The sequence below is a fragment of the Arenimonas sp. MALMAid1274 genome, assembly GCF_049195245.1.
Taxonomy (GTDB): Bacteria; Pseudomonadota; Gammaproteobacteria; order Xanthomonadales; family Xanthomonadaceae; genus Arenimonas.
The window spans coordinates 296,418-317,167 of sequence record NZ_JBMIRR010000027.1 but is presented as its reverse complement, the minus strand read 5'-3'; the positions used below and the strand labels follow the sequence as shown (position 1 = coordinate 317,167).

General features: G+C 64.6%; 19 protein-coding genes and 2 pseudogenes. 6 read left to right on the top strand and 15 right to left on the bottom strand.

All coding sequences use genetic code 11. The features are described 5' to 3' along the window. Window positions 1–28 precede the first annotated feature (28 nt). From ACOQFR_RS09965 to ACOQFR_RS09945, 5 genes are all read right to left on the bottom strand, one after another. Window positions 29–511, bottom strand: a complete 483-nt coding sequence (locus ACOQFR_RS09965; RefSeq protein ID WP_421381445.1) for a regulatory protein RecX — start codon at window positions 509–511, stop codon at window positions 29–31. Between the two features lie 28 nt (window positions 512–539). After that, the gene (gene recA / locus ACOQFR_RS09960) at window positions 540–1,574 is read right to left on the bottom strand and encodes a recombinase RecA (RefSeq protein WP_421383261.1); all 1,035 of its coding nucleotides are present in this window, start codon (window positions 1,572–1,574) and stop codon (window positions 540–542) included. A gap of 209 nt (window positions 1,575–1,783) precedes the next feature. Continuing rightward, window positions 1,784–2,413, bottom strand: a complete 630-nt coding sequence (lexA, locus tag ACOQFR_RS09955; RefSeq protein ID WP_421381443.1) for a transcriptional repressor LexA — start codon at window positions 2,411–2,413, stop codon at window positions 1,784–1,786. A 57-nt stretch (window positions 2,414–2,470) separates the two neighbouring features. Further along, a complete protein-coding gene (locus ACOQFR_RS09950; protein WP_421381441.1) occupies window positions 2,471–3,382 on the bottom strand; it encodes a hypothetical protein in 912 nt (303 codons plus the stop codon). A gap of 55 nt (window positions 3,383–3,437) precedes the next feature. Next, window positions 3,438–3,944, bottom strand: coding sequence for a CinA family protein (locus tag ACOQFR_RS09945; RefSeq protein WP_421381439.1), 507 nt, complete (start codon window positions 3,942–3,944; stop codon window positions 3,438–3,440). Between the two features lie 629 nt (window positions 3,945–4,573). Here ACOQFR_RS09945 and ACOQFR_RS09940 point away from each other — a divergent pair. The 4 genes from ACOQFR_RS09940 (at window position 4,574) to ACOQFR_RS09925 (ending at window position 8,118) form a co-directional block, all read left to right on the top strand. Then, window positions 4,574–6,520: an ATP-binding protein gene (locus tag ACOQFR_RS09940; protein ID WP_421381437.1), complete on the top strand. Its 1,947-nt coding sequence runs from the start codon at window positions 4,574–4,576 to the stop codon at window positions 6,518–6,520. A 336-nt stretch (window positions 6,521–6,856) separates the two neighbouring features. Next, entirely contained in the window at window positions 6,857–7,264 is a 408-nt protein-coding gene (locus ACOQFR_RS09935; protein WP_421381435.1) for a hypothetical protein, read from the top strand. Then, entirely contained in the window at window positions 7,261–7,677 is a 417-nt protein-coding gene (locus ACOQFR_RS09930; RefSeq protein ID WP_421381433.1) for a carboxypeptidase-like regulatory domain-containing protein, read from the top strand. Before ACOQFR_RS09935 ends, ACOQFR_RS09930 begins: the two co-directional genes overlap by 4 nt. Window positions 7,678–7,680: 3 nt before the next feature. Next, window positions 7,681–8,118, top strand: coding sequence for a GIY-YIG nuclease family protein (locus ACOQFR_RS09925; RefSeq protein WP_421381431.1), 438 nt, complete (start codon window positions 7,681–7,683; stop codon window positions 8,116–8,118). A 933-nt stretch (window positions 8,119–9,051) separates the two neighbouring features. On the opposite strand, the pseudogene ACOQFR_RS09920 reads toward ACOQFR_RS09925, so the two are convergent. From ACOQFR_RS09920 to ACOQFR_RS09910, 3 genes and pseudogenes are all read right to left on the bottom strand, one after another. Continuing rightward, window positions 9,052–9,480, bottom strand: a pseudogene (locus ACOQFR_RS09920) (PIN domain-containing protein); the annotation flags it as partial. A gap of 45 nt (window positions 9,481–9,525) precedes the next feature. Continuing rightward, window positions 9,526–12,393, bottom strand: coding sequence for a MobF family relaxase (gene mobF, locus ACOQFR_RS09915; protein ID WP_421381429.1), 2,868 nt, complete (start codon window positions 12,391–12,393; stop codon window positions 9,526–9,528). Then, window positions 12,390–12,947, bottom strand: coding sequence for an NYN domain-containing protein (locus tag ACOQFR_RS09910; RefSeq protein WP_421381427.1), 558 nt, complete (start codon window positions 12,945–12,947; stop codon window positions 12,390–12,392). The genes mobF and ACOQFR_RS09910 overlap by 4 nt, the downstream gene beginning before the upstream one ends. 338 nt (window positions 12,948–13,285) lie before the next feature. Here ACOQFR_RS09910 and ACOQFR_RS09905 point away from each other — a divergent pair. Together ACOQFR_RS09905 and ACOQFR_RS09900 are read left to right on the top strand one after the other, a co-directional pair. After that, window positions 13,286–13,351, top strand: a pseudogene (locus tag ACOQFR_RS09905) (SEC-C metal-binding domain-containing protein); the annotation flags it as partial. A 1,740-nt stretch (window positions 13,352–15,091) separates the two neighbouring features. Further along, window positions 15,092–15,661, top strand: a complete 570-nt coding sequence (locus tag ACOQFR_RS09900) for a hypothetical protein (RefSeq protein ID WP_421381425.1) — start codon at window positions 15,092–15,094, stop codon at window positions 15,659–15,661. On the opposite strand, the gene ACOQFR_RS09895 is transcribed toward ACOQFR_RS09900, so the two are convergent. The 7 genes from ACOQFR_RS09895 to ACOQFR_RS09865 all read right to left on the bottom strand — a co-directional run bounded on the left by ACOQFR_RS09895 (window position 15,658) and on the right by ACOQFR_RS09865 (window position 20,715). Beyond that, window positions 15,658–16,011 carry a helix-turn-helix domain-containing protein gene (locus ACOQFR_RS09895; RefSeq protein WP_421381423.1) on the bottom strand — a complete coding sequence of 118 codons (354 nt, stop codon included), beginning with the start codon at window positions 16,009–16,011 and terminating at the stop codon, window positions 15,658–15,660. The two genes, ACOQFR_RS09900 and ACOQFR_RS09895, sit on opposite strands and share 4 nt — an antisense overlap. Then, window positions 16,008–16,382 (bottom strand): hypothetical protein, encoded by a 375-nt coding sequence (locus ACOQFR_RS09890; RefSeq protein WP_421381421.1) that lies wholly within the window; start codon window positions 16,380–16,382, stop codon window positions 16,008–16,010. Before ACOQFR_RS09890 ends, ACOQFR_RS09895 begins: the two co-directional genes overlap by 4 nt. Beyond that, on the bottom strand, window positions 16,369–18,192 hold the full coding sequence (locus ACOQFR_RS09885) for a type IV secretion system DNA-binding domain-containing protein (RefSeq protein ID WP_421381419.1): 1,824 nt from the start codon (window positions 18,190–18,192) through the stop codon (window positions 16,369–16,371). The genes ACOQFR_RS09890 and ACOQFR_RS09885 overlap by 14 nt, the downstream gene beginning before the upstream one ends. 5 nt (window positions 18,193–18,197) lie before the next feature. Next, window positions 18,198–18,389: a hypothetical protein gene (locus ACOQFR_RS09880; RefSeq protein WP_421381417.1), complete on the bottom strand. Its 192-nt coding sequence runs from the start codon at window positions 18,387–18,389 to the stop codon at window positions 18,198–18,200. Further along, on the bottom strand, window positions 18,386–19,252 hold the full coding sequence (locus tag ACOQFR_RS09875) for a murein L,D-transpeptidase catalytic domain family protein (RefSeq protein WP_421381415.1): 867 nt from the start codon (window positions 19,250–19,252) through the stop codon (window positions 18,386–18,388). Before ACOQFR_RS09875 ends, ACOQFR_RS09880 begins: the two co-directional genes overlap by 4 nt. Before the next feature lie 38 nt (window positions 19,253–19,290). Further along, window positions 19,291–19,536: a hypothetical protein gene (locus ACOQFR_RS09870; RefSeq protein ID WP_421381413.1), complete on the bottom strand. Its 246-nt coding sequence runs from the start codon at window positions 19,534–19,536 to the stop codon at window positions 19,291–19,293. Between the two features lie 141 nt (window positions 19,537–19,677). Beyond that, window positions 19,678–20,715 carry a hypothetical protein gene (locus ACOQFR_RS09865; RefSeq protein ID WP_421381411.1) on the bottom strand — a complete coding sequence of 346 codons (1,038 nt, stop codon included), beginning with the start codon at window positions 20,713–20,715 and terminating at the stop codon, window positions 19,678–19,680. Window positions 20,716–20,750 lie beyond the last annotated feature (35 nt).

Sequence of the window (20,750 nt, the reverse complement as noted above, 5' to 3'; positions counted from 1 at the left end):
CGCGCCGGGGTCCCGGGCGGGATCTGGGCTATACGTCGTCCTCGTCCATCGATGGCCTGACCGCGGCCTGGGCACTGTCCTGGTCGAAACCGCGCCGAAGCAGGAACTCGACGGCCTTGCGCCGCCGGGCCGGATCGGCCAGTTCAGCGGAGCGGAAGCGGCGATCCACCTGCATGCGGGCGGACTGGCGCCAGTCGGTGTCACAGGTGTCCAGGGCGCACTGCACCTGGTCCCGGTCCAGGCCGTGGCCGGCCAGTTCCTGCCGGATCCGCACGGGCCCATACCCTGCCGACGCCCGGTCGCGGGCAAAGGACGAGGCGAAGCGCGCATCGTCCTGGAACCCCAGGCCGGCCAGTTTCTCGATGGCGGCGTCGGCCTCGGCCGAGTCGGCCCCGCGCAGGCCGAGCTTGCGCTTGAGGTCGCGGCGGGAATGCTCACGCCGGACCAGCAGTTCCAGCGCCTTCTGGTAGGCCTCGGGCTTGGCCCGCGGCGGCCGGTCGGAGAAAGCCATCAACGCCTCCGACCGGCCCGGTGCGGCCTCAGGCCTCGACGGCCTCGGCGTTCTCATCACCGATCACCAGGCCGGGGACGAACTTGTCACGCAGCTTGGCCTCGAGCTCCTTGGCCGCCGTCTTGTTGTCCTTGAGCCACTGGCGGGCATTTTCCTTGCCCTGGCCGATGCGTTCGCCGTTGTAGCTGTACCAGGCGCCGGCCTTTTCGACCAGTTTGGCATCCACGCCCATGTCGATCAGCTCGCCTTCGCGGCTGATGCCCTGGCCGTAGAGGATCTCGGTGACGATGACCTTGAACGGCGGGGCCATCTTGTTCTTGACCACCTTGATCTTGGTCTGGTTGCCGATGACTTCCTCGCCCTTCTTCACCGCGCCGATGCGACGGATGTCCAGGCGCACCGAGGCGTAGAACTTGAGCGCATTGCCGCCCGTGGTCACTTCCGGATTCTGGCCGGGCATCATCATGCCGATCTTCATTCGCAGCTGGTTGATGAAGATGACCATGCAGTTGCTGCGCTTGATGTTGCCGGTGAGCTTGCGCAGGGCCTGGCTCATCAGACGCGCCTGCAGGCCGGGCAACTGGTCACCCATCTCGCCCTCGATTTCGGCACGCGGGGTCAGCGCGGCGACCGAGTCGACCACCACCATGTCCACCGAGTTGGAGCGCACCAGCATGTCGGCGATCTCCAGCGCCTGCTCGCCGGTGTCCGGCTGGCTGACCAGCAGGTCGTCGATGTTCACGCCCAGCTTGACGGCATAGGTAGGATCGAGCGCGTGCTCGGCATCGATGAAGGCCGCGGTACCGCCCGCCTTCTGGCATTCGGCGATGACCTGCAGGGTGAGCGTGGTCTTGCCCGAGGACTCCGGACCGTAGATTTCGATGACCCGGCCCTTGGGCAGGCCACCGATGCCCAGCGCGATATCGAGCATCAGCGAGCCGGTGCCGATCACCTCCGCCGGCTCGCTGGACTTGTCGCCCATGCGCATGACGGCGCCCTTGCCGAACTGCTTCTCGATCTGGCTCAGGGCGGCCGTGAGCGCGCGCTTCTTGTTCTCGTCCATCGCGGCCGTCTTCTTGGTGTCGTCCATGGGGGAGCTCCTGGAGGTGTCGTTTTGGGTTGTCGCCAGATTATCGGGCGGATGTCTCACAGGCTGAGAACCCGACCGGCCTGCGGATTTTCCCTTGCCCTGTGCAGCCGCGGCAGCCGTTTCGGCCTCGACGCGCTGTAGGGAAAGGGACTTCTTCGCCGGCGATTTCTTCTTCCCGAAGCTCAACGGTTCGGCCTGACGAGGCCGCAGTACAGCCCTTCGATCGCGAAATCCTGGTCGGGCGTGACCACGATGGGCGCGAAATCGGGGTTGCGCGGCAGCAGGCGGATGCTGTCCCTGCCGATCTTGAGCAGCTTGACCGTGATCTCGTCGTCGATGCGCGCGACCACGATCTGGCCGCTGCGGGCGTCCCGGGTGCGGTGCACGCCGATCAGGTCGCCATGCAGGATGCCCTCGTCCCGCATCGAGTCGCCCTTTACCTTGAGCAGGTAATCGGGCGCCGGCGAGAAGAACACGCGGTCGAGCAGCACCATGTCGTGCAGGCCGGCATCAGCGCCGATGGGCAGGCCGGCGGCGACCTGGCCCAGGACGGGCAGGCGGAGAAGCTCGTCCCCGACCACCGCGACGGGTTCGGCGGCCGGGGACGAGACAAGGCGGATGCTGCGGGCCTGGCCGGCCACGCGCCGGATGGCGCCGGCCTGTTCCAGGGCCTCGATGTGGTATTGGGCCGCGCGCACGCCCTTGAAGCCGAAGGCGTGGGCGATTTCCACCTGCGAAGGCGGCACGCCATCGGCCTCGATGCGCTCGGAGATCATGGCCAGGATGGCCTGCTGGGTATCGGTCAGTTCCATTAGTAGTAATACTACTAACAAGCCACCCTGCCCTGTCAAGCCCTTTCGCGCCTGGGATCAGGGCTGGGCCGGTCCCTCGCCGCCGACCGCCTGTCGCGCGCCGGCCACGATGCCGGGCAGCCGGCCCGCGCACAGCGTGTCAAGTTGCTCCCGGGTCATGTCGCGTACCGCCCCCGCCTGGCGATCGGCCAGGCCGACCGGGTAATCACCCGCTTTCAGCGCCGGCAGCGCGCCCAGGATCTGGTCGACCTCGACCTGCTCGGCCGCAGAGAGCTCCCCGCCGGACGCCACGCGTGCCTGCAGTGCCGCGGCGCGGGCTTCCCGGCTCGCGATCGATTCGGCCAGGAACGCCTGGATTTCGACGGACAGGTCCGGCTGGCCCCGGGCGATGCAGGCGGCGTTGAGCGCCTTGAATCGCAGCAGGTCCGAGAACACGGCCGCGACCACCGGCGATGGCGCGCGGTAGTCGGGGTCGCGCGGACTGCAGCGGCATTCCTGAGGCAGCCCGCTGCCGATCGACCAGCGGTGCATCAGCCGGCAGCCGCCCGCCGTGTCGGCGGTCAGGGTGAGGTAGATCCGCGATTCGATCGGCGCCTGGCCCGGCGCCTGGCCCCGCGGCTCGACCAGCAGCGTGGACGAGGACAGGAAATGATCCGCCGGCACCCGCGCATCGAAGGATGCGTGGTGACCCTCGACCGCCGTGGCCAGCATGGATTCGGCCCGCGACTGCAGCACCGCCGCGCAGGCGGGCGTATCCAGGCGTGCCGCCGGCTCGTTCCTGAAGGCCTCCAGCCGGGCCCGCGCCTCGGCGACGTGCGGGCTGTCGGGGTAGTCGCGAAGGTAGGCGACGTACGCTCCGATATCGTCGCCGCCAGTGATGAATTCCCAGCGCGACTCCGCGTCCCACAGGGCGGACTGCGCCATCGCAGGCGAGATGGAAAGCCCAAGGGCGAGCAGCAGGACACGCATCGGAGGTTCGTCCGGACCAGGAAAACGCGAGATTAGGCGGGCGCCAAAAGCGTCGTCAAACCGCCAGCTCCAGCAGCCCCCGCAGGGACGCCACCACGGTCTGGCGCCGCACCGCGTCGCGGTCGCCGTCGAAATGGAACAGGCGGGCCTGGGGATAGCCACCGCGCCGCTTCCAGCCGATCCAGACCGTGCCCACCGGCTTGTCGGTGGTGCCGCCGCCGGGCCCGGCGATGCCGGTGACGGCGACCGCGATGCTGGCGCCCGAGGTCACCAGGGCGCCCGAGACCATCTCCAGCACGGTCTCGCGGCTGACCGCGCCGTGTTCGGTCAGCGTCTCCGGGCGCACGCCCAGCAGGGCCTGCTTGGCCTCGTAGCTGTAGGCCGCCATGCCGCAGTCGAACCAGGCCGAGCAGCCCGGGATGTCGGTGATGGTCTTGGCGATCCAGCCGCCGGTGCAGCTTTCGGCGGTGGCCAGCATCAGGTGGTGCGACTGCAGCGCGGCGCCGACGTCGGTGGCCAGCGCATGCAGGGTGTCGTCCAGTATCCGGGCGGCGTCGTCCATGGCCGTTAGACTATAGGGCCGCTCCTGCCTTTGCCATCCGGATGTCCGCTTCGGAAACCGCCCAACATACGCCGCTGATGAAGCAGTAAGCGGGTGCGCTTTGATCTACGCTTTTTATCTATACCTATCAATGGATTGAAGAGGCACCCTCAGGTTGTAGCTGCATTTGGCTACATTATGGCTACGTTTCTGGGGCATTCGGCCGCACTTTCCGCTGTTTTTCGCAGCCGTGGATCCGCTGGCGCGCCGTCCTTTTTGAGCGCCCTGCCCGGCGTCAGAACCGCCCCATCGGACCCGCTCCAGGCCATCTCCCGCCGGGCCTCGTCGCCCTCTATATAAGGTAGGAGTGGGAGCTGCTCGGCCCCTTCGACGTGATTGCCCTGCCCCGTTGACCCGCCGGCTTGTCCAGGTCGCAGACGCAACGCCGTTGAACCGGAAGTGCCGCGATTGTTCTTGATGAGGACCTAGCCCTGGCGACCCCGACCTCAACATCGGTGGATAGCTGCTCATCGTCGGGGCTCCGCACAGCAGCAAGCTCGCGTTCCAACCAGAGCAAAACGGCTAAAGTCGATCGCATCCGTCGAGCTGTATAGCTGCGACAGCAGCCCACGAAAAATGACAGGAAAGCCATGGCCAAGCCTCAGGACCTCTTCTTCGAAGCACGCTTCCTCGATAGCTACGCCGGATCCATTATTTCTGACCCAGCTACCGCCATCGTGGAACTCGTGGCCAACGGCTGGGATGCATACGCAACCAAGGTGCAAATAACCTGGCCTGACCCAAAGACGGGGCGACAGTTCGCCGTCCAAGATGACGGAAAGGGCATGTCTCTCGAAGAGTTTCAGTTCATATGGCGGGCAATGTCCTACGACCGAGTGGCTCGCTCTGGCAATACCAGTCAACCACCTCCGGACTTGGTTGGCTTGCCGCGACCAGTGTTTGGGCGAAATGGAAAGGGCCGGTTCGCAAGCTTCTGCTTTTCGAGCGAATACCTCGTGTCGTCCTGGAGAGACGGAGCCAAGTTTACTTGCCTCGTGAAGAGGACCCCCACCAACCCCTTGGTGATAGACGTAGTCGAGCACATCAAGTCCGGGGCCAAAGGCCATGGAACCGAGATCAAGGGCGTGGGAGAGATCTCACAAATCGGGCTTGATGAGGCCGCCGCGCGAGACATCATTGGCGGACGGTTTTTGGCCGACCCTCAGTTCCAAGTCTATCTAAATGATCGGCTGATTTCTTTTTCTGATATCTCGCGCCAGTCTCTACTTACAACGCAGATGCACATTCCCGGCGCGGGCAATATCACGATCCACCACATTGACACGCGCAAAGCAGACAAGACCACCAAGCAACATGGGATTGCGTGGTGGGTCCAACGCCGTGCGGTTGGCGATTTCGGATGGAGAGGTAGCGACGTAGAACGGGTTCTGGACGGCAGAACATCGGAAGCAAAGCGATTCACGTTTATCGTGGAAGCGGACTTTTTGAATGACTCGAACGCCGTCAAAGCTGACTGGTCAGGATTCGACGAGAACAACCCAACGTGGAAGCTCGTGCAGCCTCAAGTTCAACAGCGCATTCGGGAGCTAATCGAAGACACCAACCGGAGCGCGCGCGAAGGAAAACGCTCGAGTGTATTTGATCGGGTGGGATCGTCATTGAATGCCCTGCCGCCGCTGAGCAAAGACCGCGTCGCCTCGTTCGTCAATGAGGTCGTAGATAACTGTCCTAACTTCGGCGAACAGGAAATCATTCAACTAACCACGATCCTCACTAAGCTCGAAAAAAGTCAGTCGCTCTACGGCCTTCTCGAAGCTCTTCATAGCCAAACCCCGGACGACTACGACGCCCTCAACGAAATCCTCCGAAACTGGACGATTGGATTGGCGAAAATCGTTTTGGATGAGATTCAAACTCGCCTTCGCCTGATTGATGAGCTCAAGCAGAAACTAGACATCCCTGGCGTTGATGAGGTGCATGAACTTCAACCGCTGTTCAATAAGGGGCTCTGGATGTTCGGAGCGGAGTTTGAATCTATTGAGTTCACCTCAAATCAAGGAATGACGAAGGTCATTCAGACAATATTTGGCGACAAGAATGGCCGCGGAAGCAGGAACCGCCCTGATTTCGTAGTTCGCGATGACAGCAGCATCGGACTATATGCCCGATCTTCCTATGATGAACAATCGAACGAAAATGGGATCGCTCATTTAGTTATTGTAGATTTGAAAACGACTGACCTTGCGCTCGGATCGAAAGAGAAAGAGCAGGTGTGGAAGTATGTTAAAGAGCTACGGAACAAGGGATACCTTTCAGCAACAACCAAGGTGGATGCCTTCATTCTTGGCGATCGAATCGAACCTGGAGAGGCGGAGCCGCGCACCGAAGGAGACTGCGTAAAGATTGCACCTATGCTCTATGACACCATTCTTCGGCGCGCCGAAAAGCGGCTCCTGAACCTCTATTCAAAAGTAAAAGATGCGCCGTTTCTTGAGGACCAGCGAGACGCTATGGAGAGCTTTCTTGGCGAAGTAGAAGTTCGTCAAGCGGGCCTGCTTGACGAGGTTGTCCGTTAATACCGGCGCCAGCGTCGAAACTTTCCCGGCGGAAGCAGTTGGGAAAGTATCATGTAGCATCCCGCACCAGTGGCGGCGCCTGGCGCGTTAAGTGGTAGCGGGTTGCGGGCTTTCTCGCGTTTCAATCTGACTAAAACGCGGCTCGTTAGTTTGTTTGCATCGCGCTTCCCTTGCGAAAGCTGCGCCGCCTGCTATTTCTGACAGTGCGATCCTTGGTCGGGTCGGAGCTCACCGGAAACGGTGGGCCTTTTTTCGTTTCACCCCCTTGCGCATCGGCCGCTCTCTGTTTCCCTGTTGAGAAGCAAAAAAAACTTCTCACTCAATGGAGACCCGACCATGCGCCACTTGCTCGTTCCGCTTGCACTGCTCGTTCCCTTCGCCGCGTTCGCCGACACCACGGCCCAGCGGCTCGCCGCGTTTCCCGAAGCCTCGGTCGTAGAGGAACGTTGCCTGGTCCGCGGGGCGATGACGGTGGGAGACACGCCCCTGCCCCATGCCACCCTGGACTTGGTGAACCGCGACACGGGCGACGCCCACCCGGTGAAAACGGGGAAGGACGGCGTCTATGAGGCCACCGTTCCCGCAGGCGCCGTCTACCGCGAGCGGCTCACCAGCGACACGCTCCGCCGTTCCCGGACCACCGGCTCCCTTATCCCGCCTCAGGTGGAGACGCCCTGGGTGATGTGCCGCGTGGGGGTCGTCGAAGTCGGCGAAGCGGTCCGCGCTGACGGGGGTGCGCAATGAACGCGCTGCGCCTGTTCGTCCTGCTGTCCCTTGCCGTGCTGGCCCTGTTCTCTGCTCCGGCCCACGCCAACCTGGGCGGCAAGCTGACCTCGGATCTGCACGGCGTCGTCGTGGACGTGGACAAGCGCCCCGTGGCCGGGGCCGTCGTCATCGTCGAGCACCTGGAGACGGGCCGCGTCGTCGTGCGCAAGACCGGCACCAACGGGCGCTGGCGCGCCATGAACGTGCGCTCCGACGGCCACTACCGCATCACCGTGGTGTCCGAACTGGGCGTCGTGCGGTTCCAGCCGGGCCGGGTGCTGCTGGGCGAGCGCATGCGCCGCAACGCCGTCGTGGGGGTGGACGAGACGAACCCGCCGACGTTCATGCGCGCCTGGCAGTGGAACCAGGATCGCTTCCTCGACCGCGCGTAAGCCGTGCACCGCTGGGGACGCAGCCAGAAATACCACCGACGCCCGCGGCACCTGTATGCCCTGCTCTTCGAGAACGGCTGCTCCTACATCGGCCAATCCGTGGACCTGAAGGAGCGCGAGCAGCAGCACCGGCGGCCGGCCGGCGGCTGGTGCGGAAAGCCGTTTCAGTGCGTGCCCTTGGGCCTGGTCCAGAGCACCGAGCACCAGGCCCAACACTACGAGCACGCCTGGCGACACGTGGCGCACACCCACGGCTGGACGATCTACGCCAAACCACCAGGCGTGGTGGTGAACCACCGCCGGCAAATGTCGCTGCAACGCTACCTGCTGGCGTGGACGCTGCGCTGGCCGCGGGGCTATTCGCGCAACTGGGCCTGGCGGCTGTTCAAGGCCGCAGTGGCAGTTTCTGCCGCTGCAGGGGTGCCGTTGCTGTTGCTATAAATAGACCTTCAAATGCTGCTTGAGCAGCTTTGTGGCTGTGGCTTCCGCATCTTGCCAATCCAGTTCAATGCGCACGGGGAACGAGAACTCGCCTTGCTCGGCCAAGTTGTCGGCCGTGAACCATCCCGCCAGACGACCTTTCACCTCGGTCCTACCGGCCAGCTCTTCGTCTTTCTTCAACATGAGATCCAGGCCCAGCTCTTCGGGACGGCGGCCTCGACGGAACTGACCGCAGATGCCTTTAACGCGCTGTCCGATCACCTCTTCGTAAACCCAGTGGAAATCCGGGCTGTCTGGGCGCGGCGTGAAGTAATCCTTGAACGGAACTTCCCGAGGAAAGTTCGACAGACCAGCAATGTCGGAAAGGAAGGGGACGGTGCTGGGTTTGAGATCGGGCGGCAACGGCAATCCGAACGGCTCCCACGCGCGCTCTACACCGTCGTCCTCGCCATCAACGAAGTTAAACGCTCCTTCTGCATCTACTTCCACTACGAACCCGGTTGCCGTTGCTGCGCCGCTGTTCGCTATGCAAAGGGTCAGCGTCAACATGCCCTCTTGAAAGTTCAGCCGTTGGTGCAGGTTCGTTAGTATTTCCAGCAGCCCACCTAGCCAGGCTTGGCGGTCTTCGTGATATTTCTCGACGGTGCGCTTGGTGTAGAGCGTAGCGCCAATAGCCGGGACGGTTTGGGGCGGAAGGTCTTCCTGGATAGCTTCTATCGCACGTTGAATAAACGCCGATGTCAGGGGACGGAAACGCTTCACAGTGCCCGCGATGATCTCCACCTCGGTGTCGTCGATTTCCGGCCACACGCGGATGGTCGGCACGCGGCCCTCCAGCGACTTCATCCGGCGCTCGAGTTCCTCGACCTTCTTAACTTGGGGATCTGGCTCGGGCGGCAGCTTCCACGCGTCCGGCGCGAGCACGGCCGGGACGCCCGCCCTCCGGGCCAGCCGCTCCAAGGTGCGGTCCGCCGTGAGCAGCACCAGCTCGGACCTACCCCCGTCCCGGTAGGCCAGCACCTCGTCCAGGATCGCTTCGTCTGGCTTGCTGGTGTCGATCCAGGCCGGCACGTCGCGCTGGTTCGGCAACACCTCGGGCTCGCTGAAGTAAACCCGCGGGTTCTTTTCCTTCAGCACCACGGGTTTTCCAATCTCCAGGCCCAGGGTCGCTTTGAGCACCCGCTCCGCCGCCCGGTGCCGTCGGCCGTTGGGGCCGTGGTTGTGGGCGTCGAGTTCTCGAAGCACGGCCGTCAGCAGGACCAGCTCCACCTCGTCCGCCTCCGTGATCTCGCTCCACGGCAGGTCGGACGGTTGTTTGAACTGTTCGAGGAAGTTGGTATCGGGGGCGAACGTGGCTTTCATGCCCCCATGATGGGGACGGCACCCCCGTCCCCGCAATCGCCCCGGTCAGATGCCCGCGCCGTGGTCCTGCCCCTGCTCCCGCCGCGCCTCGCGCCAGACGCCCAGCCGCTGGAGGAAGGCTTGGGCTGCGTCCTTCACCACGCTGCGCTCGTCGTCGGACAGCGCGGATTTGGCCGCCTTCTTGTCCTCGTGCTCGCTGCGGACCGCCTGGGCCTGCACCAGCGCCTGGGCCGGGGTCTGGATGCCGGCACCGGTGGCGGTGTCCTTCAGGCGCTCCAGGCCAAAGCGGTCCTTGAGGCCTTCGATGTCCTCGGTGGTGCCGTAGGCGCGGTAGCTGCCGCTCGTGAGCCGCGAGAACGCGACCAGGGCGCTGTGGTTGTCGAGCATCGAGCTGTTCACCTTGTGAAAAACGTCCTGCTTGCTCGCGCCTTGGGCTTTGTGGATGGTCGTGGCGAAGTTGTGCCCCAGGTGGCAGAAGTGCTCGGTGTTGAAGACCACCACGCGGCCGTTGTCCTTCGCGATCGGCGACTGAAGGCGCACCTGGAGGTCCACGCCGCCCTTGAGTGTGTTGGCCCGGCACCCGATGACCACGCCGGCGCTGCCGTTGACCACGCCCAGCTTTTCGTTGGTGTCGGTGAAGCGCACCCGGTCGCCCCGCGCCAGGGGCAGTTCGACCCACTCGCCGTTCTCCTTGGCCCGCACCACCGTGTCCTGCGCGCCCACCTGGCCACTGGCCTTCAGGCCTTCCCGGATCCCGCGGTTGAGCGCGGCCACTTCGAGGCGCGAATGGCCCAGCACCAGTTTTTCGTCGGCCGGCACCGGGCTTTTCAGGTAGTCCTGCACCACGGCGTCGATGGCCTGGTCCTGGGTGTCGTAGTCGTCCAGGGCGCCCTTCTTGTCGAGCGCGGCCAGGATGCGCGTCCCCATCTCGGCCGATTGCCGGCGGGAGCGCGTGCCTTTTTTGAGGTCGGCAAAGTCGCCCTTCTCGTCGCGGTTGTAGAACAACAAGGCCAAGTCGCGGTCCTCCTGGCTCTTCTGCCGGCGGATCTCGGTCAGCTTGGCCCCGTCCACCGCGCGCTTGGCCAGGGTGAGGCCCGAGCCGGCGCCGATGGGCTGGAGTTGATTCTCGTCGCCCTGCAGGATGACCTTGGCCCCCGCCTGCTGTGCGTGCGCCAACAGCTGGCGGGTCTGGTTGGTGTCGATCATGCCGGCCTCGTCCACCACCAGGACATCCTTGGCACCCAGCTCCACGCGGCCCTTGTCCAGGCGGCTCAGCATCTTGGCGACGCTCACGCACGGCATCCCGCTCTCGTGCTCGAGCTTCTGCGCGGCGGCGTTGGAAACGCACACGCCCAGCATGCGGAAGCCCTGCGCCTTGAAAGCCTCGCTGTAGCAATCCGACACCGTGGTCTTGCCGGTGCCGGCGAAGCCTTCCAGGACAGCCACGCCCCCGCTGTCGTGGGCAAGGTGCTCCACCGCTCGGCGTTGCTCGCCCGAGAGGGTGAAGCCCTTTCGCTGCTCGTAAGCTTCAATCGCGGCGTCCACCACGGGCGCCGGCACTTTGAGCGCGGTCTCGTCCTTGCGGCTCTCGATCCGGTGCACGACCTCGTTTTCCCAGTCCACCATCCAGGGTGCCGCGTAGCGGGTCTCGGCGTGGCGGCGGGCCAACGTGGTGCCTTTGTCTTCCTCGGCCAGGCGCTCGGCCTCGATGGCGACCAAGCCCTGGGATTGCTTGAAGGCCTCCACCTTTTCCAACAGCTCGGGAAGCCGAACCTGGCCGGCGAACTCCTGGCCCAGGGCGTCTACCAGGTGGTGGTCGCAGAGCACGGCTTCGTTGGCGTGCAACCGCTCCAGGATCTCCGCTTCGGACTTCTGCTGCATGCGCACGTCGCCCAGGGCCTTGAGGTGGGCAATGGTCGGAACCTCCCCTTCGGGCATCGCGTCCAGGGTCCGCTGCCACAGGGCGTCCATCTCGGCATACGACGGTTCGTCTTTGTGGCGGCGCGTGGCCAGGCAGGCGGTCTGCGCGTCCACGCCGTGCTGCTCCTGGTATTCAAGGATTTCCTGCCGCCGGCTGGAAAACTTCTCGCACAACGCATCCGAGATGCCGTTGACCTTGTAGAGCACCCGGCCGGTTTCCTTGCCGTCGGCGTTTAGCTGGCGCTCGGTCGAGATGCCATAGCCCAGCTCGCGCATGTTCATCGCGAGTTCGTTCTTGTAGATGGCGTCGGCCGCCACCCGGTGCCGGTAGAGCTCCTGGGCGTCGAAGGTTCCCCACTTCCCGTCCACGCCCTTGGCGACCCCGAAAACCAGCGTGTGGGTGTGAATATTGACGTCCTGGTTTCGGGAGCTGAGGTGGTCGGCTTGCATGTAGATCAGCCCCTGCGTCGCGATGACGTCCTTCCCTGCCCGTCCGCGGCGTGTTTCCACCTTGTCCTCCAGCCATCCCATCGCCACGTCCACCGCCTTGCGGTGCGCGTTGAGGACGGCGTCGCGCTCTTCCCCCTGCGCGATGGCGAATGGAAGGCAGAACGGCTTAGGCGGTGTAAACGTCAGGTCGAAACCGACGCGGTGCCCGCCTTCGAGCTTCGTCATAGCCTTGCCGTTCTTGTCCAGCTTGTGCTTCCCGTCGCGGCCTATCTTCGCGACCTCGTGCGGCATTTCACCCGCGTTGCGGCATAGCGCCTTCCCGCTGGGCGAGAAGCCCTTGGCAAGCGCCAGCATGGCCGCCTTCTCGACCGGCTGGCCTTCCAGCGCCAGGTCCGCGTCGCCGGCGAGGCGGCCACCCCAGCGGGTGTTTTCCTCCTTCTGCCCTTGGCCGTTGGTGTAATACTCGGTCGCCAGCAAGTAATCGACGACAGCGTCGCCGTTCTTGTTCGCCCCGCGGGCGCTCAATCGTTGAATGGAAATCATGCTTGCAGGGCCTCCGCCGAAGTCCCGGGATTTCTACTCGGGCGATAGAAGTTGACCCGCGGTTTGACGATGCGACGAAGGTGAGGGGTCAAGTCTACGAAATGCCCTTTGTCCCTAAGCATCTTGTGGACATCAAAGTTCCAAAACGCCACCGCGACCGGAACGCCCCGTAAGCGAAGCTTATTCACCGCCGGAACGAAGTCTCCATCGCCCGAAACGAGGATCATCTGGTCTTCCTTCCTATCCATGAGCTCGAGGCCATCGAGCACCATGTCCGAGATGATCTCGCAATCGACCATCTTCTCGCGATCGTCCATGCTCCTTTGGTGTTGGATGACAGCCCAACCGGCTTTTTTCGCCTCGTCAAACTGACATTTGCGCGTCTTACGGTCCCATTCGCCTACCGAGCCGTAGATGGTTGCTTTTCGGGCCACACCGCCCAAGCTCAGCATTTCCAACAGAACAGGGTAGTTGATCTCGTAATCAAAACAGTAGGGACGCGCGTCCTTAAAATGGTTCCTCGTCGCCGACAAAAGCAGGTTCGAGTTGTCCACGTAAATAAATGTTCCCACTTGGCCTCCCTGGTTAGAAAAGAACGAACTACCCTTCAATCCAGTGAAGCAGCATTCGCCCGACTGACAAGGTGCCTGCGCTGCAGCCGCGCACGGTGTCGAGCTGTTTTCCTACAGACAGCGGCTAGTCGCGCCGTCAAAGTGAGTGCGTCGTCCAGGCCATTGCACCGCGTGCACGCGGGGCCAGGGGCAAAAATCCCTAACAAAGCGCCGACGGCCCAAGGCCCCTTTTTGAGGGGCCTTGCGTTTGAGGGGTCAGGCTCCATGTCTTACTTCGTCGGCCGTGGGGAGCGCGGCGGATCCTGGAGAAGCGGATGGCCAAGGTCGGGCGCAATGACCCCTGCCCGTGCGGCAGCGGGAAGAAGTTCAAGAAGTGCCACGGCGCGCCTAAGGAGGCCCCGGTGAAGCGTCCGCCCGGTCCGCCCCAGGAGGTGTTCGAGGCCTTGATGCGACGGGCCCAGGCCCAACAGGCCCAGCGTGTGCGGCAACAAGGCCACGGGCGTCCGATCATCTCCGACACCATCGGCGACAAGCGAATGGTCGCCGTGGGCAATACGGTCATGAACGGCCCCTGGAAGACGTTCCCCGATTTCTTGCTGGCTTACCTCAAGAGCCGCTTCGGCCTCGAATGGGGCCAGGCGGAGACGGCGAAGCCCGAGCCAGAGCGCCATCGCCTGTTCCACTGGTTGGCCGCATTGGGCGAAGAGATAAAGCGCAGCACCGTGCTGCCCGATGGCACCCATATGAGCCGGATGACCGGCGCGTCCCACGCCGTCCTGACCCTGGCTTACAACCTCTACACCATCGAGCACCATATCGACGACGAGCGCGACCGTGCAGCGTTCCAGTCCATCCTTCACCGACTACGTATCGACGACCAGTTCCAGGGGGCCCGCCACGAGGCGCGAGCCGCCGGTTTTTTGCTGCGGGCTGGGTTCAAGCTCACCTGGGAAGACGAGCAGGTGCGCCAGGAAGGTGGCCACGGCGAGTTCGTCGCCACCTTCCCGGAGACCGGGCGCGCGTTCTGGGTCGAATGCAAAATGCGCCAGGCCGACCGACCCGATGCACCGATGCGGTATGCGCGCCGCTTGAGCGAAGCGTTGCAGAAGGCTACGGACCTCGAGCGGCTGGTGTTCGTGGAGCTGGCCTATCCCACGGGTCCGGTCGACGACGAGACCGGGGGTTGGCGTGGCGAGGCTATTAACCAGCTGCGGCTGTTTGAAGCGCAGCCAGAAGCCTCTGATCTCCCCCCTGCCCTCGTGATCCTGTCCAACTACCCCGAGCAATGGCAGCTGGACGATCCCTTGGTGGGCGCCGGCGCAGTGATGGAAGGATTTCGCACCGATCGGTATCGGATGGGCGAGGAAGAAGAGCTGTTCGCCGCCATCGAAGCCCGGGAGCGCGACCGAGAGATCCACTTCCTCTGGCGCTCCCTCCAAGAGCACTCGCGCATCCCTACGACCTTCGATGGTTCCTTGCCCGGCATCGACCCCGAGAAGCGCCTTGTCTTCGGTGGCTCCTACCAGCTTCCAGACGGTCAGCTGGGCGTGCTGGAGGAAGCCACGGTCGTGGAACAATGGAAGCAGGCGGCCTGCTTCATGCGTCGGGCCGATGGCAAGCGGGTGATGGTCAACATCGACCTGACCGAGGCCGAGCTGGACGCCTGGAAGCACCACCCCGATACGTTCTTCGGCGAGCTGAGGCCTTACCACCGCCCTGCCAAGGACGCGATGGACCTCTATCAGTTCTTCCACGCCACCTACGCGAACACCCCGCGGGAGAAGCTGCTGGAGTTCATGGCCCACCACTCCGACATCGCCGAACTGCAAGAGATGCCCCAGGCCGAGTTGGCCAAGCGCTACTCCTACGCGCTGGCCGTCAGCGTGGCGAAGGACGGGCCCCGACCCGTGGCCCCGAAGTGGCAGCAGTGGCTGCGCAAGCCTCCCCCCAAGAAATAGCCCGCCTTGGCCGGGCTGCCTGCTGGCCGCTGAACGAGAATCCGACCCCCTTGCGCCGCGGCGCCTATTTGCCAATATGGTAAATAGACCAAACAGCCCGAGGGGGTGCGAAGTGTTGAACAGTCAGCGTGGTGCCATGACCGGGGGTGCCCTGTGAGCCAAGCGAACATGGGCCTGCCCACTATCTTCATCGGCGGCTTCGGCATGGTGCTCCTGGCCGGTGCCCAGCAGATGCGCTCCTGGACGATGGCCTTCGCCGCTTTCACCGTTTTCGGCTTCCTGTTCCTGCTGTGGGCCATCAGCCTGCAGAAGGCGTCGCAATACGCCTGGCTCGTGGCCCGGTTCCGCTCCACCGAAAAGGTGGCGGCCCGACCCGGCGCGTTCTTCAAGGGCGCGGTGCTGGGCCTGGCGTGGTGGGTGGTGGGCCTGTTCGCCTACAAGCTCGACATCGCCCAGGTGAACAGCCACGGCCGCCAGGTGCTGCTGCTCGCGGTCATGCTTGGCGTGTTCCTGCTTCCCTTGCTGACCGGCTGGCTGTGGAGCGCGCTGTCCGCGGCGCGTATCCCGGAAGCTGCCCAGGGCGTGGGCGGCCCCATCACGGCGGGCGGCGCGGTGGCCGGCGGCTGGAAGGCGCTCAAGATCGTGTTGATCCTAGGTTTTGCACTGGTCGCGCTTGTGGTTCTGTCGGTCGTTGCCATGCTCGGTGCGCCGTTCCTGCTGGCCTGGATGGGCGGCTAGCCCGGCGTTCGCTTTGCCGCCAAGCCCTTGATGTGTTCCAGCACCTGCCTCTGGCTCTTTTGAGGCAGTTTGGACACCTGGAGGATGATGTCGGCCATCAGATCGTTGGTGGCGTGGAAATACACCGCCGGCATGCCCAGTGCATCGGCCAGGGCCTGCAGGGTTTCGGGATCGGGCAGCCGGTCCCCTCCCTCGTAGCGGGAGATCCGGGAGGCTCCGTTGTTCTCGTCTTCGATGCCCAGCGCAACGGCTCCCAGTTTGCCCTGCGTCCAACCGCGATCCTCGCGGGCGGCACGCAATCGGCTACCGAAAATGGTCTTGGTTGGCTTGGCAGACGGCATAACGCTCATTCTGCCGGGTTCACTCTACGCTGGCATTTACCAGTTTGGCAAATGGCTGGAGGGGTGCCAGGCCGGTTCCATTGGCGGTGCTCTGCCAGGTAGGCCGCCACGGCCGGCGCCCCGCCCCCGTGCACGGCCTCCAGCTCTGCCAGGGTCAGGGGAGCCATGGCCGGTGAAGGGGCGTCCATCGTGTCGGACTGCGCCGCGTAGGCCACCTGCTCGGGCTCGCCGAACCGGGCTCGGTGCGCGGCCAGGAGCGCGTCGACGTCGGTGCCGTCGGGGCGGGCCTCGCGGGCAGTGCGGTAGAGCTCGGCCTCGAAGGCGCCCATGGGCACCATCAGGGGGTCCAAGCGGTCCGGGTCGCGGTCAGTCGGCTCCATAAATCCTCTCCATTTCCCGCTGGAGCTCTTCTTGCGACAGCCCCACGGGCCGTTCCGGGGCCGGGGGCTTCGCGACCGGAGCCGGTGCCTGGGCGCCCGCGGGCTTCAGGGTCCACTCGGCCGCAACCTGGGCTTCGCGCTTCTTGGGCAGTTCCACCCCAGGGAAATCGAGCAACAGCGGGTCGCCACTGGTGAAGACGATCGCGCGGATGCCCCAGCCCAAGGGGCCCATGGCCTTGCCCTTGCGGAAACCGAGCTTGTCGGTGAGGTCGCTGGACGACACCACGCCCCGGCTTTCCTCGTGCACGTGCGCGCCGTCCCCGTGGTTGCGCCAGGCCACTTTGTTCTTGCCCAGCAGCCTTGCCACTTCTTCCCGTGTCTCGCCGGCTTGCACCTGGCAAACGATGTGCGTGCCCACCATGGACAACAGGCTCTTGGCTTGGTGCTCGCCGTAGACAGCCTTGAGCTGGCCCGTGTCTTGACACGCGGCGAGCACGACGACGCCCTTGCTGCGCCCGCGGTCGATGAGCGGGGCCAGGTTGATGACCCCCAGGCTCGGGAGCTCGTCGAGGATGAAGTGGATGCCGCGCCCTTCCTCGTTCTCCGACAGAGCAGGCGAGATGATGGAAGGCACCGCGATGTTGACCATTGCGGCGATGTAAGCCCGGGTGAGCTGCGCTTCGCCTGCTTGGACGATGATCTGGCTTGGCCCGTGGTAATCGTCCTGGATCCAGTCGGTGATGGAGAACGAGCGCTTGCTGCGACGCGGCCACGCCAGGGCCAGGTCGTCGATGACGCGGGTGTAGCCGGCCAACGTGGCCAGCACGCTGGCGGTGCTCTGGCTCTCTGCGTTGGCGATGAGCGGCGCGGCTTTGGCGTAGTGCTCCTGGATCAGCACAAGCATCTCGGGCGCTCCGCGCGCCACGGCATCGGCCAAGTCTTTCCAACCCCACTCCGTGCCCTTGGTGTTCTGGAGGAAGCGAATGGCGCCGGTCAACAGTTGTTGCGCCGCCTGGGACCAGAACCTGCCGTTGCCGGTGTCCTCGGGGATCAGCGAGGCGGCAAACGCCGCGGCCTGCGTCGGCGTGCGCACGTCTTTGCCGATGTCCCAGACATACGAGCGGCGGTCGAACGGCGAGACGATGATGGGACGCCGGAACGCGGCGGTAAAGTCGCCCTTGACGTCATACAGGAACAGCTTCTGATTGCGCGCGATGATTTGCTCGACGATGGGGAGAAGGACCTGCGTCTTGCCGCTGCCCACGCTGCCGTAGAGAAAACCATGCCGGCTCCAATGCTTCTTCGGCCACACCAGGGCCGGATGCACGGCAAGGTGGAGCGGATCGGCTTTCTGCTGCTCGGGGGTCAGGCTGCGGAGGCGGGCTTCCACTAGAGCCTCCTTGCCCTCGAGCAAGCGCGGGCCGGACAGGTGCCAAGTGTTTGAACTGGGCACTAGGCCGCGGCGGAACACCCACGCCCCGGCTAGCACGGCGAGCAGCAGGGGCAAGCCCACGCGAAGGGCTGCAGAGGCTTCCATGGGCGAGATACTGACCAGGTAAGCACGTGCCTGGGCCTTGAAGGACATACCCACCGTGGCGTAGTGCAGCATCGTCTGCGGCGCGGCAATGAAGTGATGGAAGTATGGCCCCAGCCAGGGGCCGGGGAACGCAAGGCCAATGGCCAAGCCCAGGGCCCAGAGCAGCAGGACCGTGGCGCCTGCGGCGAGCAATGCTTGGTCCCACCGGCGCACCAGGGTGCTGGGGGCGACGTGGGCCGGCACCGGGCCGAAGGCGTCGTAGACCTTGGCCACGTCGGTCAGCCTCGGCGGGCGGCGCGGTGGCGCTCGAGCTTCTGCCAGTCAAGCAGGATGGCGTAGACGGCGCTCGACAGCGTGTGGCCCTTGGCGATGGCAAACGCTTCCACGGCCGCGTAGAGCCGCGGATCGACTTTCGCTTCCAGCCGCTCGCTGCGCACTGGTCTTTTAGTTTTTGCGGGCGGCTTCCTCATCCCATGAAGCTACGGTCAAGCGCCGCCGTGTCAATGCCGAACGGCGCTGGGCAGGTGTAGGTGGCCAAGCTCCACGCTTCCACGCCGGTGCGGGCCAGGCCTTCGCCCTTTCGCTTCTGGGAGCACTCGGCGACCGCGGCTTCGAGATCCTTGTCTTCCGCGTCGATCCAGAGCACCGCGTTTGTCAGTCCTGCCTTTTCCAGCCGGTCCATCGTGGCCTGGCTGACAGCGGGGCAACCCTGGCTGCGGCCCACGCGGCCGGGACGCACGTAGGTCGCCGGGTGCATGACCACGGCGCGCTCGCGGGCCTTGCCGTTGAAGCGAGCGAACAGCCCGTCCAGGCGCCGGGACCAGCCGCTCTTGCCGTGGTAGCGCTCGGCAACCTTGTAGAGGCCCAAGGAGGTCATGTGGGAGTTCGGCCTGTTGGAAAACTTCTCGGCCCGTCCGTCTCGGTTCGGGTCGGACCCGGCCCCATGCGCCACGTAGTCGCGCAGGACCAGGCGCGGCTTGTCTGCGTCGCTCAAGTCAAACGCCCAGAGGCGCGGCGTGGATGCCGGGGCGGCCATGTCCACGAGCAAGAGCTTCTCGACCACCAGGCCCTGGTCCTGGGCGCACAACACGGCGTCCATCGCGCGGCGGGCCACGGGGGCCGGCAGGGTCGCGTCCAGGCTGGTGAGGTTGCGAGCCGCGTCCCCCAGGTCGGTGAGAGGCTCGAACCAGTTGGCGTCCTGGAGCGCGTCGTAGAGCGGCGCGTGCGAGACAGGGGCGCCGAAGCTCAAGCGGTCTACGGGGGTGGCGCCGGCGAGAGCTACCGTGGGCAACGCGGCGAAAAGTAGGGACAGCAACAGCGTGAGATGTTTCATCGGGGGGCTCCTTGGTCGGGGGTGGAGTTGTGTTTCGCTTACCAGCGAACGGTCGCGCTTTTCATGAAGAAGCCACTGCACACCGTTCCCTGAACTGGTTTGCCGTCGCGGTTGGTTGCCGTGAACTTGGTTGCATACCAATCGTCTTCGCTGCACCCAAACCAGTCGTATCCGACCACTTGAATGTCGGTAAATCCCTCTGCCGTCAGAGCGCGCTCGGCGTCTTCTTTGTTGGTGCAGCCCGCCAAGGAAAGCAAGGCAATGAGGGCAATCGCAATCTTCAAACTGGTTCTCCTTGGTTGGGATTTATGTGTAGGTGCGACCTACACATTCAGCAAAGCAGAAAGCGGCGGTTTGGCAACCTCGACGCCTGCACACAGGACTAAAAAAGCCCCGATTTCTCGGGGCTTTTCTTCGCTGCTTGCTTACATCCCCTGCCCGCTTTCCTGGCCCCAGTCGCGCTTGTGCTGCGTTCCTTGCGCTTGCCCCTGGTCGGCCTGGGCTTGCTTCTCAGTGCGCGCCGCCCGGAGTTCCGAGAGTGGAGGTGCGATCGCAGCCGCGGCCTGCACGCTCAAGTCCTCCTGCACCGCTTGCCCTGCAGCCTCAACGCCGCGCTTGGCTGTGGGCGCATCTGCGGAAGGCGTCGCCGACGCGCCGTTGCCCGCCTGGTTCGCCTGTTGCCGCTCCTGCTCCTGGCGCTCGGTGCGCTCCCGCTCGAAGCGCTGCACCTGGGCATCCGTCGCCGGCTGGCCAAGCTGCTGGTGGAGCGTGCGCTGGTCTTCCTCGAGCTGCTTGCGCTCGGTCGCCTCATCCACCGTGGTGGCGTAGGCGCCGAAGTTGGGACGCTGGCGATACGAGCCGCCGGAAGCGGCACCCTCGCCCTGGCCGCGCTCGTCTTCTTGCTGGCTCCCGCCGCGCTGGCCGCGGCGCTCCAGCAACGGCGTGTCCATACCTTCCGCCACCTGGGCGTGCAGGTCCTCGCCCTGACCCTGTTCACTGGGCAAGCGCGCGATGCCCTGGCGCACTTCGATGGTCTTCACCAGCTCGTCCCGCCTCTGACCGATCTGGGCCTGGAGCGCATCGAGTTCCTCGGGCGAGGCCTTGCTCACGGCCTCGGTGAAGTCCTTCTGCAGCCCGGCGACGTTTCCTTCCAGGCCCTGGTAGCGCTCGTCCCATTGCTTGCGCTCGCCGGAGAGCAGGCCCGGCCGTTCGTTCTCCGCCCGGAAGTCGTCACGCGCGGTGCGGGCGTCGGTCATATCGCGCTCGATCTCAAACACGCTGCTTGCCCGCCGATCCACCTCGCGCGTGCCGCGCCCGACCTGGTCCTCGAGCGCCTCGGCTTTGCCATCGAGCGCGACCCAGGCCTTGGCTTGCGGGTCCTGGCGCTCGCGCATCGAACGACGGAAAGCGTCGTCTTCCATCGTCAGGCGTTCTTGGTCGTTAGGGTTGTTTGTGTTGGCCACGTGGGTTCTCCGTTGGGGGGTGAACCCAAGGTCCT